Here is a 16,805-nt window from a genome sequence, read left to right on the forward strand (position 1 = left end):
TAAAAGTTATCGTTTGTTATGTTAATTAATTGTTTTAGAAAATACAGAGTGATCAGTTGATCACCCTGTGGAGTCTCGAAAGCTTAAATATTAAGCTAAATGCTTGTTAAAAAACTCAAGTGTTCGAGTCCAAGCTAGCTCAGCATTTGCTTCGTCGTAACGGCCAGTTGAGTCGTTATGGAAACCATGATTAGCATTTTTATAGATATGAGCTTGATAAGGAACACCTAAACTAATTAGATCTTTTTCATAACCAACCCAGGTTTTATTAACACGTTCATCTAACTCACCTAACTGAATGAGTAATGGCGCTTTAATATTTTTTCTGAGGTCTTCTCTTGCGGGTGTGCCATAGAAAGGTACACCGGCAGCAATTAAATCAGACTCTACCGTCGCTAGGTAATTAACAATATAACCACCAAAACAAAAACCAACTGCTCCGAGGTTGCCATTGCTGTTTTCATGACCTTTTAAGAATTTAGTCGCGGCAACAAAATCAGCTTGGATTTTTGAACCATCCATTGTTTTTTGCATAGCTCGACCTTCATCATCATTACCTGGATAACCTCCTAATGGGAATAATGCATCAGGTGCAAAGGCGATAAAGCCAGCTTTGGCTAAACGGCGTGCAACATCTTTAACGTAAGGGTTGAGTCCTCGGTTTTCATGTACAACTAACACAACAGGCAGTTTCCCTGTTTTGTTTAAAGGTGTCACTAAGTAACCTTGACCTTGTCCGTGTCCCATAGGGGAGTCAAAGGTTTCATAGGTTGCTTTGATATCTGCATCGTTAAATGAGACCTGTTCTGCTAAGGCATAGTTAGGTAATAAAGCGCTTGTTAATATGGTCATTGAGTAACCAATTGCAACCAGTGAACCTAATTTTTTCATAAAGGTTCGGCGATCCATCATTCCATGTGCATATTCGTCATACCAATCAAATGCTTCTTGAGGAATATCATTTCTTAGTTGTTGTGACATACAGTTCTCCCATTTTTTTGTAAATGCAATGTTGCCGTTTGTAACCTATTAATAACAATATCTTGTATATGACACAAAGGTATTCAATTTAGTTCAATAAACAATTATTTTAATTAGTATTTTTTAATGCTGGAGTGGGCTGTTTATTACTTTTTGTAAAAATTTTTCTTGTATTTCATTAGCTAAGACAGGTTTTGAGAACAAATAACCTTGGAAAATATGACAACCATTTGCAGTTAAAAAGTCTAATTGTTCTTGTGTTTCAACACCTTCAGCCACAGTCGTTAAACCTAAATTATTCGCTAAACTAATAATAGTTGCACAAATTTGGCTGTCTTCAACTAAGGTGGCACATTCATCAACAAAGGACTTATCTATTTTTAAAACATCAAGAGGTAAGCGTTTTAGGTAATTTAAAGAAGAATACCCTGTACCAAAATCATCAATTGAAATCTTTACTTGTAATGCTTTTAATTGTGATAAGACATCGATACATCGTTCAATATCAGTTAATAAGACACCTTCAGTAATTTCCAATTCGAGTAAATTTGCATCAAAGTTGTGTTCTTTAAGTAGTTTTTTTATATAGGGTACTAATCGCTCTGATACCAAGTGTTTACCAGAAATATTTACCGAAATAGGAACCGCTTCATAACCCAGAGTCTGCCATGAAAGTAGTTGTTTTACCGTCTCTGACAAAGCAAATTCGCCAATACTAATAATTAAATCAGATTCCTCTGCGATAGGTATAAACTCTACAGGAGAGATCATACCTTCTTTAGGGTGATGCCAGCGCATCAGTGCTTCCAAGCCTAATAATTCCTTTTGCTCTGTTACTTTGGGCTGATAAACCAAGCTAAATTGTAGGCCTGATTTAATCCCTAAATTCATTTCCTGTTCATAATTAAAATTACGTTTGGCGTTATTAGCCATTTCGATAGCAAATAACTGGTAGTTATCACGCCCATTTTGTTTAGCGTGATACATTGCAATATCTGCATGTTGAATTAATTGATCGGCATTATTTTCTTCATCTTTTTGAGTCATTGCAATGCCAAGACTGATTGGTATGTTAATTTTTCGGCCACCCAAGACCAAGGGCTGACGCATGATATTGAGGACTTCATTAGCCTTCGAATGAGCGAGTACGATATTAAAATTACCAGCAAATAAGATAACAAATTCATCGCCTCCCCAGCGCGCAATAATATCGTTGGTGCGTGTCACCGTGATCAATCGTTGTGCAACCTCACATAATAAGTCGTCTCCAGCTTGATGGCCTAAGGTATCATTAATTTTTTTGAAACGATCTAAGTCCATAAAAAATAGTAGGGCTGTTTCGTTATTATATTGGCAACGATTGATTGTTTTGGTCAGCGCATTCATCAAAAAGGTGCGATTATATAAACCAGTTAACGGGTCGCTATAGGCAAGCTGGCGTAAATTATCTTGCAGTTTTAGTTGTCGTGTCACATCACGAATATGTAAAGTGAATTCATTATTGTTGGCGGAACCAAATTCAGCACCTGTTACAGTGACTTCGGCATTAAAGGTTTCGTTGCTATTACGCACTAATGTAATACTGTTGCGGATGTTGCGTAATATTCCCTCAGAGGCGGAAAATTTACAGTTTAAACTATTCCTAATGACGTCTCTATCGGCAGGTTGAATAAAAAGGTCGATAAAATCTTTGCCTTCCACCTGTTGCCGGATGTATCCGAAATTGCGTTCTGCGGATGGGTTAAACTCAATGATTTTTCCCTGTAAATCGATAATTAAAATACTATCCATTGAGGACTCTAAGATGTCACTTTTGCGCTTTTCACTGGCACGAAAATCACGAATAGCACCATCTCGTTTATTAATTTCTCCTTTAATACGCTCGAGCACTTTATTGTATTGGCTAGCAATTTGACCAACCTCTGTAAAAGGTTCAACAGGAACGGGCTCGGTAAAGGTATCGCCTTCCTGTTGTTGGTGCATATTGGATAATAAATCAATCAGTTCTGTGGAGGCTTGGTGTTCTGAGATGTTCATACCTTGAATTTCATCTTCTGTAGTAACACGTAAAGGTACAAAACGATTGATTAATTTTAAAAGTGCATAACTTAATATAAAACTGTAAAAGCCAATACTAATTACACCAATTAACTGTGCCTGTAGTTGTTGCCAACGAGTAAGCCCAGTTTCTAAGACGGATAAATCTGCAAAAATAGCCACAGCTAAGGTTCCCCAGATCCCTGCAAAAAGGTGGGCAGGTACTACGCCAAGGGCATCATCAATTTTTAACTTTTCAAGCCATTGCGTTGAATAGTAAAGTAAAAAACCGGCAATAATACCTATGATCATAGAGTCGACAGGCGAAACTGCATGACAGTTAGCGGTAATTGAAACTAATCCAGCTATAACCCCATTAAGTATATAACCTACGTCGACAAAACCTTTGTAGTAATAATGGCAAATAGAGGCCGTTATACCTCCCCATGCAGCAGCAAGGCAGGTATTAAGAATGATAAGAGGAACTTGTTCGCTAAGTGTTAAGGTGCTCCCTCCATTAAATCCAAACCAACCTAACCATAAAAGTAATGTTCCAAGCACTGACATTGGTACATTACTACCTGTTGGTAGGTTTCCTTTGCCATCAAAACGGCCTATTCTTGGGCCAATAATGATAATGGCGACTAAAGCAACGTAGCCGCCAACAGAGTGAACCACTGTTGAGCCTGCAAAATCAATAAAACCGATTGATTCAAGCCAACCACTGTTGGTTGCATGATAAGCCGAGGCCCACACCCAGTGCCCTGCAATGGGATAAATAACAGCCGTTAATATGCTAGCAATACATAAGTAACCCATATAGGACATACGTTCGGCAACAGCCCCGGAGAGCAAAGTAGCGGCGGTACCACAGAACATCATTTGAAATAGGAAAAAGCTGATTTGATAGGCTGATTGTGTGTCACCAACAAAAAACTCACTGATACCAATAAAGCCATTGACCGATTCGCCAAACATTAAAGCAAAACCAAATAACCAATAAATAACAGCAGCAAGAATAAAGTCAGAGATATTTTTAGCGGCTACATTAATGCTATTTTTACTGCGAATTTTGCCACTTTCTAAACATAAAAAACCCGCTTGCATGCAAAATACTAATAGCGCACAAATGAGTAACCAAGAGTAATCCATTATTTATTGCCTCATTTATTTATCAGCAACAAATCAATATTTATTTGTGCTTTTACTTATATTTTTTATTAATCTAAATAATAGCCTAAAATTAATTTTTTACCATTTGTCCACGATACATTTTTCCAGAGAAAAGCCCTTTTTTAGATTTTTCTTGTTTTGAAGATGTTTTATTCTTAGTGCTTGTTATTGTTGATGTATCGGAGTCTAAGACGGGTTGTCCTCGGTACATTTTAGGATGGGATGAGGCTTTTTTCTTCTCTTTTTTTAGGGATCGGCAAATAAGTCTTGGTTGGATCTATTTGGTGCTTCTATGCTCTTTTTTGGTGCAATGCTTTGTTGCTTTTGTTTAAGTAAAGCATGCCTTTTTTTAATTAGTTTCTGTATTTGCTCCTGGTGATCCTTATTGTGGCTGTGGCTTACTTTATTTTTGCCTAATATTTTTGCATTTTTAAGCGCCTGCTTAGCCTGGTTTTCTAAGGTCATCATTGTGCAGGGGTGAATCACTAGAAAATCCAACACTGATAGTGACGATATTGTCGACCTGTGAATGCTTGTGTTCTGTTCTGGTATTTTTTACTGCACTGCATAAATTTTCAGCTATGTTTTGTACACTATTTTGATCTCCACCCTTAATCAAAACAACTAAACGGTTTTGGCCAAAGTGTGCAAGAAAGCATTCAGAATGAAAACAAACATTTTTCATTGCTAAAGCAACGGAGACCATCATAAAAGAAGCGCCCTGTTGCCCATAGTGTTGTAAGTATTCTTGGTAATAATCCACTTCACAGGTTAATACTGCTAGTTGCTGTCTTTCAATAACAGCTTCTTGCCATTGCTGGGTTTGATAATCATTAAAAGCATGCTGATTAGCAATGCCTAGTTGCGACATAACTAGATCAAAGCTGGCACTACTAGTAGATGCGATGCCTAGGTTAGATGTGTCATGTTGCTTTTGTGAAGGAGTATTAGCATTTCTATCTGTTGTTTTTTCAGTGTGCATATCTTCTTGTATTTTTAGAGGATTTACAGACATAAAGTGCTCCCGATAAAGCGTATTTAGTGAAAATGTTATTAGGAAGTTAAATATAGCAATTGCGATGCCAAATAGGAGTACTTGTAATCTCGAGTTGAATTTTTATTTTTTTAATGATATTTGTTTGATTTCATTGCGAAGATTGGTTTTTGTGGGAGCATATATTTGTGATTAAAGTTTGACCATAAGTGCTAAGGCTATTCTGCTAAATATGATAAGAAAAATCACTTTTTTGTTCACTTGAAGCTTCCATTACACGGTTTCTACCTGTGTCTTTAGCAAGGTATAAAGCTTTATCTGCCATTTTAATTAGACACTGCTCGGTGCTACCTAATTGAGGAATGATAGATGCAACTCCGATACTCACAGTTAAAGAAATTTTATCTCTTCCTGCCTGACAACTTAATACCTCTATTGATTTTCGTATTTTTTCTGCAAATGCGATAGCTTTTTGTTGGTTGTCTGAAGGTAAAATAATCGCAAACTCTTCTCCTCCGTAACGAGCAATAGTATCGGTATTTCTTTGTAGTTGTTGCTCTGCAATAGTAGCGAAACATCTCTTAAGCACTCATCTCCGACTAAGTGACCATAGGTATCATTTATCATCTTGAAGTGATCGATATCAATCAATAATAATGAAACAGGGGATTGCGCTCTAAGCGCATTTTTCATTTCTTTAGTTAAAGATTCATCAAAATATTTTCTATTTTTTAAACCTGTCAGGCCATCCAGCGTATTAAGTTGTTCAAGTACGATGGCGTGGCGTTTAATTAAAAAATTACTTTTTAATCCTAACCAATATTCGTTGTATTGTACTTTGGTTATTGAGTACATACCTACCCAATAAAGCAGAAAAATAAGGACGATGGTGATGTCATCAAAGTTAGGCTGAAAGAGTAAAAAACCCGTTGGTAATAATAATGCACTATACAAACCTAAAGTGAGCATACGACTGGATAATAGTGCTACTACACCACCACTAGCTAAGCCTGCGGTTGAAATGACAATTGCTAAAGTGAAGCTTTCAAAACGAGGGTCTATTAATGACATACGGCATAACATGCCCCAAAGTAATGCTGGTTCCCCAAACCGTAGGGTAAAAGCATAGTTTCCAGTAAATAGGTTTTTTACGGTAAATCTTTTCAAAATTTTTAATTAAAGAGCCTCTTATGAGGGCCATTATCAAAAATGCGAGGGTAAAGTAGAGGCAAACATTAGGGGCAATCTCATAGAAATTACTGGGGATAGTAATGGCGACTCAAGCTAATAAGTAAATATAAGTGCCAACGAAGGATCGAGTTGCAAGGTCTCTGCTCGAGAAGTAATGCATTTCATCATCAATTTCTACTTTTTCGACACTTTCTCGTTCATTCATTTAGCTATCCAGAATCGTAACTGTATTATCTGCTTATGATTTAACAAAATTATTAGAGGTCTTATAAACAAGTCATATAATAGCACATTTACAGATATTTTTTTAATATCGTTATTACCCATCGGATCGTACCCATCGACAGTACCCTCAAGTAAAATACTGTTATGACAAATTTATTAATCTTCGCTATTGGTCAAGTTATCCTCTAAAAAGTTCATAAAATACTCAATACACCATTCAAGCATGGTCAGCGAAATAGAGCATCATTAATGTTACTCTACTTCAAAACGTATTTGCTTTTGGGGTGCTGTTAAATTGACCGATATATTAGTAAGTGCTTTAAGGATTAAGGTAAAAAGCTCACCCTGTTGTTTTGCTTGCAAAGCATTTTCTTGATTATCGAAAACACAGGTAATAATAAGTGACTCTGGAAAACTGGAATAATTAACCGTGTGACTAATCCATTGGTAGCCTGTAATGTTCTCTAATGCAAAATCACAAACATCAGTTAATACCTGACGTAGTTTATTGTCTATTTTTTTATCGGTTTTTCGCATTTATAATTCAACTCTATAAAATGTAAGTAACAGAATGATTTTACAAGGGTAAGCATAAATATACAGCTTTATCTAAGGTCTGTTTCAAAGTAGTTAACGGGTATAGAAAATAATCTTATCGTCGCTATCGATATATAACTTAAGGAGTAAGAAATGCAAATTGATTTTTCTCAGTTTAGTGCCAGTGAACGTTACCATATAATGACGCAAACGATCATACCTCGACCGATTGCCTGGGCGCTGACAGAATCAAGTCATGATAATTATAATTTAGCTCCGTTTTCTTATTTCACGGCTGTTTCAAGTCAACCCGCGTTATTAATGTTATCGGTGGGCAAAAAGCCAAATGGTGAGAGTAAAGATACTTTAACCAATATTATTAATAATAAAAACATGGTGATTCATATTGCATCAATGAATCAAGCTGAATGTGTGACACAAACGGTCGCAACATTAGCACATGGTGAATCGGAATTAGAAAAAGCAATCTAAGTACAGTTCCATTTGAACATTTTGCATTACCACGACTTGCTGAGTGCGACATCGCTTTTGGCTGTGAATTATATGAAATAAAAGAATTGGGGGATGTCTGCGCAGACACTTATTTTTGTTGAAGTAAAACAGCTTTATTTAAGTGATGTGGTTGCTAGCAACAATGAGAAAAATAGGGTGACAGTTGATGCAAGTAAAGTTTCGCCTTTGGCTCGCTTAGGAGGGGAGAGTATGCTGCGATCACTGCTCCCTTTTCACTGCAACGTCCAAAATAATTTAACAGGATGATTATGAGCTCATGAGTAAACTTTCCAAGCATTGCTCCTTGATACCATAAAATTCTTTGATAGATTGTATTTGTGCAAGTATGGCTGTGTTATCACGTGGTTGCTTACGTTTTTGAGCTAAAATCATTTTATTTTTGCTGGTATGTTCTAGTGAAATAAACTCAAAAACCTGTGTATCGTAGCCATTTGCTTCTAATAATAATGCACGTAACCCGTCTGTGACCATTTCTGCTTCTTGACCCATATGAATGCCGTGCTGTAATAATGGTGCTAACATAGTCGGGCTTTTCATCTGTGGGCGTATTTGCTTATGACAACAGGGTGAGCACATGATGATTTCTGCGCCCGTGCGGATGCCCATATGGATTGCGTAATCTGTGGCAATATCACAGGCGTGCAGTGCGATCATGATGTTGATACCCTGCGCTTTAAAATGTTGCACATCACCCTGCTCAAATTTAATTCCTTCTAATGAGAGTTTATGTGCTGTTTTATTACATAAATCAACCAGATTTTGGCGTAATTCAACACCTGTTACTTCTGTTTTTACCTGCAATTTATCAACAAAGTAGTCGTGCACTGCAAAGGTTAAATAGGCTTTGCCGGAACCAAAATCAGCAATATGTACCTTTTGATGATTAGCAAGCCCGGTGTTATCAATGGCACGTGATAAGACTTCGATGAACTTATTGATTTGTTTCCACTTGCGTGACATGGCTGGAATAACATTACTACGCGCATCGGTAACTCCTAGTTCTCGCAGATAAGGGCGGTCCTGTTCGACGAAACGGTTTTTAGCACGATCATGGGAAGCGTTTGTTTTATCTTGTGTTGTTTTGTTCTTATTAGGATACTTTTTCATTAATACTTTGCCTTTTTTAGTGACGCTTAATTGCATTTCCCATTCGTCACTTAATAGGTGCGCGTTAAAAAAGTGGTTACCGAGCTCAGCTTGAAAAAAGGCTATTGATTGCTCAATAGTTAAATTTTTGGTGATATGATTGGTTTTATATTCGTACAAAAAAGACAGTAAATGCTGGTTTTTTAAAACTACGGGGCGAATCGTAATACGATTTAAATCTGGCTCATCACCCTTGTATTTTGACAATACTAAACGTTGTAATTGTTTGCTGATTAAATGCTTCACGACAGGTTAATAAAAATTGCTCAAATTCAGCTGTGTTGATGGTTGGCATAGCAGTCTCTTTAGTCTTTAGTAAAAATTATTAAGGCATTATTCTACAGGTTATTGGCATTTAAATCTTAATCTTATTAAGCCTCATGTTTAGCTTTGCTTAGTAATTTTAATTTAATACAACAGTCGATAAATTAAAAACTCTCTATACTTAAGTAAGGAGGGGATATGGAGAAAAAAGAAACCTTAGCAAAAGCCAATCACTCTTTTCGTTTTGCAGGTCTGATTGTCAGCGCCATCAAAAAATTTAGTCGTTCTGCGGTTTCTGTAGAAGGGCAAGAAATGTTACGTGAAAATCCTACCTTATTTGTTGTTAATCACTTTACTCGTTTTGAAACGGGGCTACTGCTACATATTCTCTATAAACATAATGGCCAAATGGCTCATTCATTGGCTGATAGTAATCTTTTCCAAGGTAAGTTTGGTGAGTATTTACAATCGGTGGGGGCCTACCCTTTGAATATGCCTGAACGCAATGAAAAGATGATTTCAGAACTAATGAAGGGATCTTATAATTGGGTTATTTTTCCCGAAGGCTCGATGATAAAAAATAAAAAAGTCATGCATGACGGTCATTTACAGTCGCACTTAGAAGACAGAATTATTGCTCCTCATACAGGAGCATCGGTTTTAGCCTTAAAAACCTTCTTATTAAAAGAACAATATAAACGCGCTATTGCGGATAATAATGAAACACTTATAAATTATTTTCAAGATACCTATCATTTATTTGGCCCAGCGGATCTTGCGCCCTTAGATTTGTGTATTGTGCCGGTTAATATCACTTATTATCCACTTCGCCCGGGCAAGAATTTATTATCAACTGCGGTACAACTTTGGTTTAAAGACTTGTCACCTAAATTAGAGGAAGAGTTATTAGTAGAAGGAAAACTGTTATTAAAGGAAAGTGATATTTCTATTTCTTTTGGTGATCCTATTGATATTCGCCATTTTACACGACCCTATCGTCGCCTTTTTTCTTATTTATTACCCTTTTTGTCGTCTGAAAGAAAAATGAATTGGATGATGAAGTTGATGCGTCACCGATTAACCAATAAATTTATGTGTCGTATTTATTCTCGACTTTCGATTAATATGGATCATATTGTTGCCACCGCTTTACGTTTTGTACCTATGCAGGGAATGCCCGAAAAGCAATTTAAGCAGGTTATCTATTTAGCATGTTTGCAGATTAAGAAAAGAAACCACAGGCGTGTGCATCGTAGCATGAGAGGGGCGATTATTAACCTTGTCGCAGAAGGGCATGATATTGCCTATTCAAGTATTATGGCTTTGGCGATAAAAGAGCAGATTGTATTGATCAAGGAAGGGCATTTATTTGTTGACCAAGGGCATATTCAAACACCGCTTCCTTTTCATCGAATGCGTCTTGAGAATACCACTAGTGTATTAGCAAATGAATTCGAAGTGATGACGTGGGCGGTTAACATCATAAATAAATTATTACGTACTTCGCCGAAAAAATTATTATCGCAGGTATCAGAGGCGGTAATAGAACGGGATCTTTCTATTTACGAAAATGAACGTATGCGTTCCTACCGAAAAGATGAAACTAAAAGTCGTGATGTTGGCCGACCTCAGTTCCTTGCGGGTAGTAAAAATAAAGCGGGTATTGTTTTAGTGCATGGTTTGGGCGCGTCACCTGGGGAACTATTGCAACTTGCACAACATCTAAATCAACAAGGTCATAGTGTATATTTAGTGCGTTTGGCCGGACATGGTACGCATCCTTCAGAATTACAACATGCATCCTTACAATGCTGGATTGAATCGGTGCAAAGGGGTTATGCAGTATTATCTCATTGTTGTCAGTGCGTTTATTTTATTGGTTTTTCTGCTGGTGCATTATTGACCTTATTACAGTGTGCTAAGTTGGAAAAAGTGGAAAACTTTGAGAAATTATCTGCGTTAATTGTTATTAATCCTGCTTTAGAATTAAAACAAAAATCCACTAAACTATCTCCTATGATTAATAAATGGAATCATTTATTAAAAGGGGTTTCGCTAGAGGCAGGCAGTTTGCCCTATGTAAAAAATGAAACACAATATCCCGATACGAACTACGAGCAAATATATTTTGAAGCTTTAACGTGTTTAATTGAGTTGCAGAAGTTATGCCGAGAGTCCTTGGAACAGGTGAAAGTGCCCTTGTTAGTGATTCAAGCTGAAGATGATCCCGTCGTTGCTTCCGATTCCGCGCAAATCGTGATTGATCATGTTGCTTCAAAACATAAAAGGTTAGAATACCTTTCCTTCGAAGATCATGTGATTGTACAGGATGAAGGCAGTGTTGAAACCTTTGAACTGATAGATCAATTTATAGAGACATTAAATGATAATAAGTACTAGCCTTGAAGATATAAAAAAGAATTTAGACACAGGTGAAACCTGTGTGATCAACCTTACCGCTAAATGGTGCTCTGACTGCACAGACCAAGCGAAGAATATGACGGTATTCAGTGATGCGCTACAAAAACAGCAAATCGACTGCTATACCTTATCGGTTCAAAGCGAAAAAAATGTTTATCTGTCCCCAGAGCATCAAGATTTTACTGAGTTATTAGGCGGACATGGTTTTCCTAGGACAGTATTAGTCATTAACGGCGAAATTGTTGATGCAGATAATGTGGAGATTATTTCAGAGGCCCAACTTAAGGCCCTATCTAAAGTATTTTTAGCGCAACTTTAATATTGGTAGTTTTTGAATAGACTAAGGAACAAGTTACTTCTCAGGAAACTTGTTCCTAGGTAAAAGGGTTTATGAATACAATAAGGAAAGTCCATCCTGATTAAATAAATGGGTTTTCTGCTCATCGGTTTTAAGATAAATCATCTCACCTTTATTTTTACTAATAATACCCGGCAACTTGACCACTAATGGCTCCTTAGAATCGCTACAGTTAAGATGTAATAAAGTCACTTCGCCTAATGATTCAATAAAAATAATTTTTCCAGATAACATACAGTTTGATTCATCGGCTAAGCGAAAATCTTCTGGTCGCACACCAACGGTTAAATCTTGTCCTTCAATATCTGCGGAACTATTGATAGGGATTGTAAATTGATGGCCATTAGGTGTTTTAATCTGCGTTGTTTCGCCTGCTTTCACGAGTTCAACAGGAAATACATTCATCGCTGGTGAGCCAATAAATTGGGCGACAAATAGGTTTTTAGGTTTAGAATATAACTCCAGTGGTGTACCTACTTGTTCAATCTTTCCTGCTGATAACACCACTATTCGATCTGCTAATGTCATAGCTTCAACTTGATCATGGGTAACATAAATCATGGTGGTTTGTTGCATGGTTTCTTTTAAATTAGCAATTTCAATACGTGTTTTAACACGTAAAGAGGCATCGAGGTTTGATAGTGGCTCATCAAATAAAAACACTTTTGGGTTACGCACGATGGCACGGCCAATGGCAACTCGTTGGCGTTGCCCACCAGAAAGTGCTTTGGGTAAACGGTGCAAATATTCTGTTAGTTGCAACATTTCCGCCGCTGTTGTGACACGTTCATCGATGGTTTTTTTATCTTCCTTGGCGATACGCATAGCAAAAGCCATATTGTCATAAACGGTCATATGCGGGTATAAAGCGTAGGTCTGAAATACCATTGCTATGCCACGCATTGCAGAAGGAATATTATTGACGTTTGCCCCTTCAATGCAAAGGTCGCCACTGGTGATATCTTCAAGTCCTGCAATCATACGTAACAGGGTAGATTTTCCACAACCAGATGGGCCAACAAAAACAACAAACTCACCCAGTTTAATTTCTAAGTCGATACCATGTAACACTTGGGTTTTACCGTAGGATTTTTTAATGTTTTTTAATGATAAACCTATCGATTGAGTCATCTCATTTCCTTAAATATTATCTTGTAAGGTTATTTAACTGAACCTGAAAGTAGTCCACGTACTAAGTAGCGTTGTAGTGTCCAGAAAACCGTTAAAGGCACAGCGATAGAAACAAATGCGGAGGCGGTTAATATTTCCCAGTTACCTCCCCTTGAACCAAGTAGCTCTCTTAATCTGCCTGTGAGTACTAATTCATTCTCGCCATTGCCGAGGAAAACTGTTGCTACTAATAAATCGTTCCAAACCCAAAGGAATTGGAAAATAGCAAAGGAGGCAAGTGCAGGAAATGACAAAGGCAAAACAATACGTACAAATATTTCAAAATCATTGGCACCATCTACACGTGCAGATTCAATGATCTCCTTAGGCAAACTGGAGATATAATTACGTAATAAATAAATTGCCAGTGGTAAACCAAAGCCGGTATGAGCGAGCCAAACACCGAGATAGGTTTTTGATGGCACACCAAAAAATGTCCCTATTGAGTTGTACATTTGTAACAGGGGAATTAATGACATTTGTAATGGTACAACTAGTAAACCAACTACTAAGGCTATTAAAATGCCACGACCAGGTAAGCGCATCCAAGAAAGGGCGTAGGCGGCAAAGGCGGCAATTAGTATCGGTATGATTGTGGCGGGTATGGTGACCGTCAAAGAGTTAATGAAGGATTGACCGATCCCCTCGGAGTTTAGGACTTCCTTATAATTATTAAGCGAAAATTTTGGTGAGGATAAAGCGGTATAAAAAATACGTTTACCACGGCTACCGGTAAAGGGTTTTATAGAGGTCATAACATATTGACCGTCTGCGCTAACGGTTAAACTTCCTCCGTTTCTCATTTCTGCGATGTCATCAACTTGATAAGCTTCCGGCTTTGTTGAACGCCAGCCAAACCTGAGAATCGAATCTCCTTCACTTAATTCTTCAATTTTTCCCGATAAAACATACTTCCCATCAATTAATGTTTGCTGTTCAGGGCCTTGGGTTCTGCTAATTAAGTTTTGCTCCGATGAAGAAAGTGCTGTCCACCATCCACTCACTGCCAATTGGTCTTTATCTCGAAAGGAGGAAATTAACAAACCTGCCGTTGGAAAGGTCCAAAGTATTACTAACAACAAAACCGATAGATGCACTAATAACATTAACGGCGAACGTTTTAATTGGTTAAGGCTAAATAAAAGCCGATTTGGAAGGCTATTAGTTGTTTGATTGTTTTCCATGATTAACGCCCCTCCATTTGTGCATTGGCTTGTCTTACATTCCAGACCATCACAGGAATAACAGCAATCATAATAATGACCGCAATAGGCGCACCTCGACCAAAATCACCGCCTCCCTAAACATCCAGTCAAACATCATGTTAGCAAGTACTTGAGTGCTCCATTGACCATTGGTCATTGCGAGAACAATATCAAACACCTTAAGCACTAATATAGTGATGGTTGTCCATACCACGGCAATTGAGCCCCAAATTTGTGGGATCAGAATTTTAAAGAAAATTTGCACACCATTGGCGCCATCTAATACAGCGACTTCAACAGTCTCTTCGGGAATACCGCGTAATGCGACTGATAAAATAACCATTGCAAACCCGGTTTGTATCCAGATTAAAATCACCATCAGCAGAATATCATTCCAGAATGGAATAGTTACCCATGCCTGAGGTGTGCCACCAAAGAATTCAACAATCGCGTTTAATACGCCAATTTGTTCAGATCCTTCTGCACGATAGTCATATACAAATTTCCAAATAATAGAGGCACCAATAAATGAAATAGCCATTGGCATAAAAATTAAACTTTTAGCAATGTTACCCCAGCGAACTTGGTCGGTTAAGGCGACAATAACTAAACCTAGAAAAGTAGAAGCGACAGGCACGATTAATAACCATAATAGGTTGTTAGTTAAAGATTCGAGAAATTCACTATCTTGAAATAACCATTGATAATTTGCTAAACCAACAAATTCTTCGCCATTACGATCATGAAAAGACAGCATTAAGGAATCAAAAACAGGATAAACAAGATATAAACCCAAGAAAAATAAAGCAGGGCCTAAAAATAACCAAGGACGGATCATGGTTGCTGTGCGGATATTTTTAGCCATTTTATGGTTAGAAACATTTTTGATAGGAAATAACATGATCAATAACCAGTTACTGCCTACAAAATAAAAAACGCAACCTAATACGCCTAATAACATTACCATTAATGAGTAATATAACTGTTCCATTGAGTTGTCCTCAGCTAGCTTTAATGAGAAAGCGACCGGCAGAGCGCCGGCTTATTGCACGATTATTTAAGTGCATCCCATGTTTTTTGGATGTCATCACCCACTTCTTTTGCTGATTTTCCACCAGAATAGTCAACCATACCTGTCCAGAAAGCTCCCGCACCAATTTTACCTGGCATTAAATCAGAACCATCAAAACGGAAGGTGGTGGCATCAAGCAATATTCGGCCTTGCTTTTTCAAGGTCTCATTTGCGTAGGCTTCTACATTGACACCTTTGTAGGGAGTTAAGAAACCTGATTGTGCCATCCATACTTCATGTGCAATCGGTGTTTGTAAGAAACTAATAAAGGCCTGTCTTGCTTTAGAATCATCGGTAATACCAAACATAGTACCTGCGCCAAGCACTGGTTTACCCAAGTCTTTTGATTCATAAGCAGGAAAGTAGAAGAAGTCTGCATCCTCACCCAATTGTGTCCCTTCAGGGAAGAAGCTTGGAATAAAGGATGCTTGACGGTGCATATAACATTTTGCTGGTGAGCTAAACAGACCCTTCGGACTATCACGGAAATCGGATGTAGCTACGGCGCGAGCACCACCATCCACAAATTCATCTGTGCCTGCAAACCAACCAAATTCTTCAATAGCGACCACGACTTTTGGATCGTTAAATTTTAAATCATTACTAACCCAACGATCATAATCGGCAGGGGATTGTGTTCTTAACATTAAGTCTTCAACCCAATCGGTTGCAGGCCAACCCGTTGCTCGCACCACTACCCAGACCGATACACCAAGGCGTGCCACCATCGTCAACAATTTGTTGGGTTAAGGTTTTTAATGCTTCCATGGTTTCTGGCACTTCATAATCAGAGTCTTCGAAGTTTTCAGGGATATACCAAACTAACGATTTTAAATCGACTTTATAGAAGAAACCAAACAACTGCTCTTTACCAACTTTGTCAGAAAAGGTACCTAAATCTACCCATGAAGAACCTGCTCGCATAGTTATCATTAACCCATTTTTCGGTTTCAGCGCTTAAGGGAGATAAGAAACCTTTAGAAGCCAAATCCGCGACTAAACCTGGTTGAGGGAAAATAGCAATATTAGGTGCGCTACCTGCTTGCACATCGATAACGATTTGTTGTTCAAATGAATCTGATCCTGCATATTTTACAGTGGCACCGGTTGCTTCGCTTCAAAATAGGCAATCACACTCTCAATTAATTTTTTGTCTGCTCCTAACCATGGCCCCTTAATGGTTAATACTTGGCCTTTGAGGTCTACTTCGTTTTTAAATTTTTCAAAGCTTGCCCAGTTAAAATTATTGTCTTTACCTGGTTGATATTTTAAGTCAGCACTAAAAGCTGATGATGAAGTAAGTATTGCCAGTGCAATGGCGCCGCTGAGTATCGTATTTTTCATCTTCATTTAACTCCATGGTTAATAAAAAGCATACTGTTCAACAATTAACTAAATCATTTAAGTTAGTTGTTTTATGTGCAAGATAATAACTATATTTTTTTACAAAACCGTGATGTCACTTGATAAATGCGCGTTATATTCATTTTTAGACTA

General features: G+C 37.6%; 18 protein-coding genes. 4 read left to right on the forward strand and 14 right to left on the reverse strand.

Annotation, left to right across the window (positions count from 1 at the left end; translation table 11 throughout):
- Nucleotides 1-90: 90 nt before the first annotated feature.
- The 6 genes from ACLKMH_RS03885 to ACLKMH_RS03910 form a co-directional block, all read right to left on the reverse strand.
- Nucleotides 91-981 carry a dienelactone hydrolase family protein gene (locus tag ACLKMH_RS03885; RefSeq protein WP_413700942.1) on the reverse strand — a complete coding sequence of 297 codons (891 nt, stop codon included), beginning with the start codon at nucleotides 979-981 and terminating at the stop codon, nucleotides 91-93.
- Nucleotides 982-1,104: 123 nt separating this feature from the next.
- Nucleotides 1,105-4,170: an ammonium transporter gene (gene amt, locus ACLKMH_RS03890; RefSeq protein WP_413700943.1), complete on the reverse strand. Its 3,066-nt coding sequence runs from the start codon at nucleotides 4,168-4,170 to the stop codon at nucleotides 1,105-1,107.
- A gap of 463 nt (nucleotides 4,171-4,633) precedes the next feature.
- On the reverse strand, nucleotides 4,634-5,206 hold the full coding sequence (locus ACLKMH_RS03895; RefSeq protein ID WP_413700944.1) for a diguanylate cyclase domain-containing protein: 573 nt from the start codon (nucleotides 5,204-5,206) through the stop codon (nucleotides 4,634-4,636).
- Between the two features lie 205 nt (nucleotides 5,207-5,411).
- The gene (locus tag ACLKMH_RS03900; protein ID WP_413702254.1) at nucleotides 5,412-5,714 is read right to left on the reverse strand and encodes a GGDEF domain-containing protein; all 303 of its coding nucleotides are present in this window, start codon (nucleotides 5,712-5,714) and stop codon (nucleotides 5,412-5,414) included.
- Nucleotides 5,618-6,256 carry a diguanylate cyclase domain-containing protein gene (locus ACLKMH_RS03905; RefSeq protein WP_413702255.1) on the reverse strand — a complete coding sequence of 213 codons (639 nt, stop codon included), beginning with the start codon at nucleotides 6,254-6,256 and terminating at the stop codon, nucleotides 5,618-5,620. The genes ACLKMH_RS03900 and ACLKMH_RS03905 overlap by 97 nt, the downstream gene beginning before the upstream one ends.
- 597 nt (nucleotides 6,257-6,853) lie before the next feature.
- Entirely contained in the window at nucleotides 6,854-7,138 is a 285-nt protein-coding gene (locus ACLKMH_RS03910) for a Fis family transcriptional regulator (RefSeq protein ID WP_413700945.1), read from the reverse strand.
- 153 nt (nucleotides 7,139-7,291) lie between these two features.
- Here ACLKMH_RS03910 and ACLKMH_RS03915 point away from each other — a divergent pair, with 153 nt between their 5' ends.
- Nucleotides 7,292-7,630, forward strand: a complete 339-nt coding sequence (locus ACLKMH_RS03915) for a flavin reductase family protein (protein WP_413700946.1) — start codon at nucleotides 7,292-7,294, stop codon at nucleotides 7,628-7,630.
- Between the two features lie 93 nt (nucleotides 7,631-7,723).
- On the forward strand, nucleotides 7,724-7,918 hold the full coding sequence (locus ACLKMH_RS03920; protein WP_413700947.1) for a hypothetical protein: 195 nt from the start codon (nucleotides 7,724-7,726) through the stop codon (nucleotides 7,916-7,918).
- Here the strand turns inward: ACLKMH_RS03920 and ACLKMH_RS03925 are convergent, their stop codons facing one another.
- Complete coding sequence (locus ACLKMH_RS03925; RefSeq protein ID WP_413700948.1) at nucleotides 7,919-9,025, reverse strand: class I SAM-dependent methyltransferase; 1,107 nt, start codon at nucleotides 9,023-9,025, stop codon at nucleotides 7,919-7,921.
- Nucleotides 9,026-9,280: 255 nt separating this feature from the next.
- Here ACLKMH_RS03925 and ACLKMH_RS03930 point away from each other — a divergent pair, with 255 nt between their 5' ends.
- Both ACLKMH_RS03930 and ACLKMH_RS03935 read left to right on the forward strand, forming a co-directional pair.
- The gene (locus ACLKMH_RS03930) at nucleotides 9,281-11,482 is read left to right on the forward strand and encodes an alpha/beta fold hydrolase (protein ID WP_413700949.1); all 2,202 of its coding nucleotides are present in this window, start codon (nucleotides 9,281-9,283) and stop codon (nucleotides 11,480-11,482) included.
- The gene (locus ACLKMH_RS03935) at nucleotides 11,466-11,822 is read left to right on the forward strand and encodes a redoxin domain-containing protein (RefSeq protein WP_413700950.1); all 357 of its coding nucleotides are present in this window, start codon (nucleotides 11,466-11,468) and stop codon (nucleotides 11,820-11,822) included. The genes ACLKMH_RS03930 and ACLKMH_RS03935 overlap by 17 nt, the downstream gene beginning before the upstream one ends.
- 69 nt (nucleotides 11,823-11,891) lie before the next feature.
- On the opposite strand, the gene ACLKMH_RS03940 is transcribed toward ACLKMH_RS03935, so the two are convergent.
- The 7 genes from ACLKMH_RS03940 to ACLKMH_RS03970 form a co-directional block, all read right to left on the reverse strand.
- Nucleotides 11,892-12,992, reverse strand: coding sequence for an ABC transporter ATP-binding protein (locus ACLKMH_RS03940; RefSeq protein ID WP_413700951.1), 1,101 nt, complete (start codon nucleotides 12,990-12,992; stop codon nucleotides 11,892-11,894).
- Nucleotides 12,993-13,021: 29 nt separating this feature from the next.
- On the reverse strand, nucleotides 13,022-14,215 hold the full coding sequence (locus tag ACLKMH_RS03945; protein ID WP_413700952.1) for a carbohydrate ABC transporter permease: 1,194 nt from the start codon (nucleotides 14,213-14,215) through the stop codon (nucleotides 13,022-13,024).
- A 67-nt stretch (nucleotides 14,216-14,282) separates the two neighbouring features.
- Entirely contained in the window at nucleotides 14,283-15,227 is a 945-nt protein-coding gene (locus ACLKMH_RS03950; protein ID WP_413700953.1) for a carbohydrate ABC transporter permease, read from the reverse strand.
- A 62-nt stretch (nucleotides 15,228-15,289) separates the two neighbouring features.
- Nucleotides 15,290-16,003 carry a hypothetical protein gene (locus tag ACLKMH_RS03955; protein ID WP_413700954.1) on the reverse strand — a complete coding sequence of 238 codons (714 nt, stop codon included), beginning with the start codon at nucleotides 16,001-16,003 and terminating at the stop codon, nucleotides 15,290-15,292.
- On the reverse strand, nucleotides 15,963-16,241 hold the full coding sequence (locus tag ACLKMH_RS03960; protein ID WP_413700955.1) for a hypothetical protein: 279 nt from the start codon (nucleotides 16,239-16,241) through the stop codon (nucleotides 15,963-15,965). The genes ACLKMH_RS03955 and ACLKMH_RS03960 overlap by 41 nt, the downstream gene beginning before the upstream one ends.
- Nucleotides 16,189-16,368, reverse strand: coding sequence for a hypothetical protein (locus ACLKMH_RS03965; RefSeq protein ID WP_413702256.1), 180 nt, complete (start codon nucleotides 16,366-16,368; stop codon nucleotides 16,189-16,191). Before ACLKMH_RS03965 ends, ACLKMH_RS03960 begins: the two co-directional genes overlap by 53 nt.
- A 32-nt stretch (nucleotides 16,369-16,400) precedes the next feature.
- On the reverse strand, nucleotides 16,401-16,658 hold the full coding sequence (locus tag ACLKMH_RS03970) for a hypothetical protein (protein WP_413700956.1): 258 nt from the start codon (nucleotides 16,656-16,658) through the stop codon (nucleotides 16,401-16,403).
- Between the last annotated feature and the right edge of the window lie 147 nt (nucleotides 16,659-16,805).

The sequence above is a fragment of the Psychromonas sp. KJ10-10 genome, from assembly GCF_047323245.1.
GTDB lineage: Bacteria > Pseudomonadota > Gammaproteobacteria > Enterobacterales > Psychromonadaceae > Psychromonas.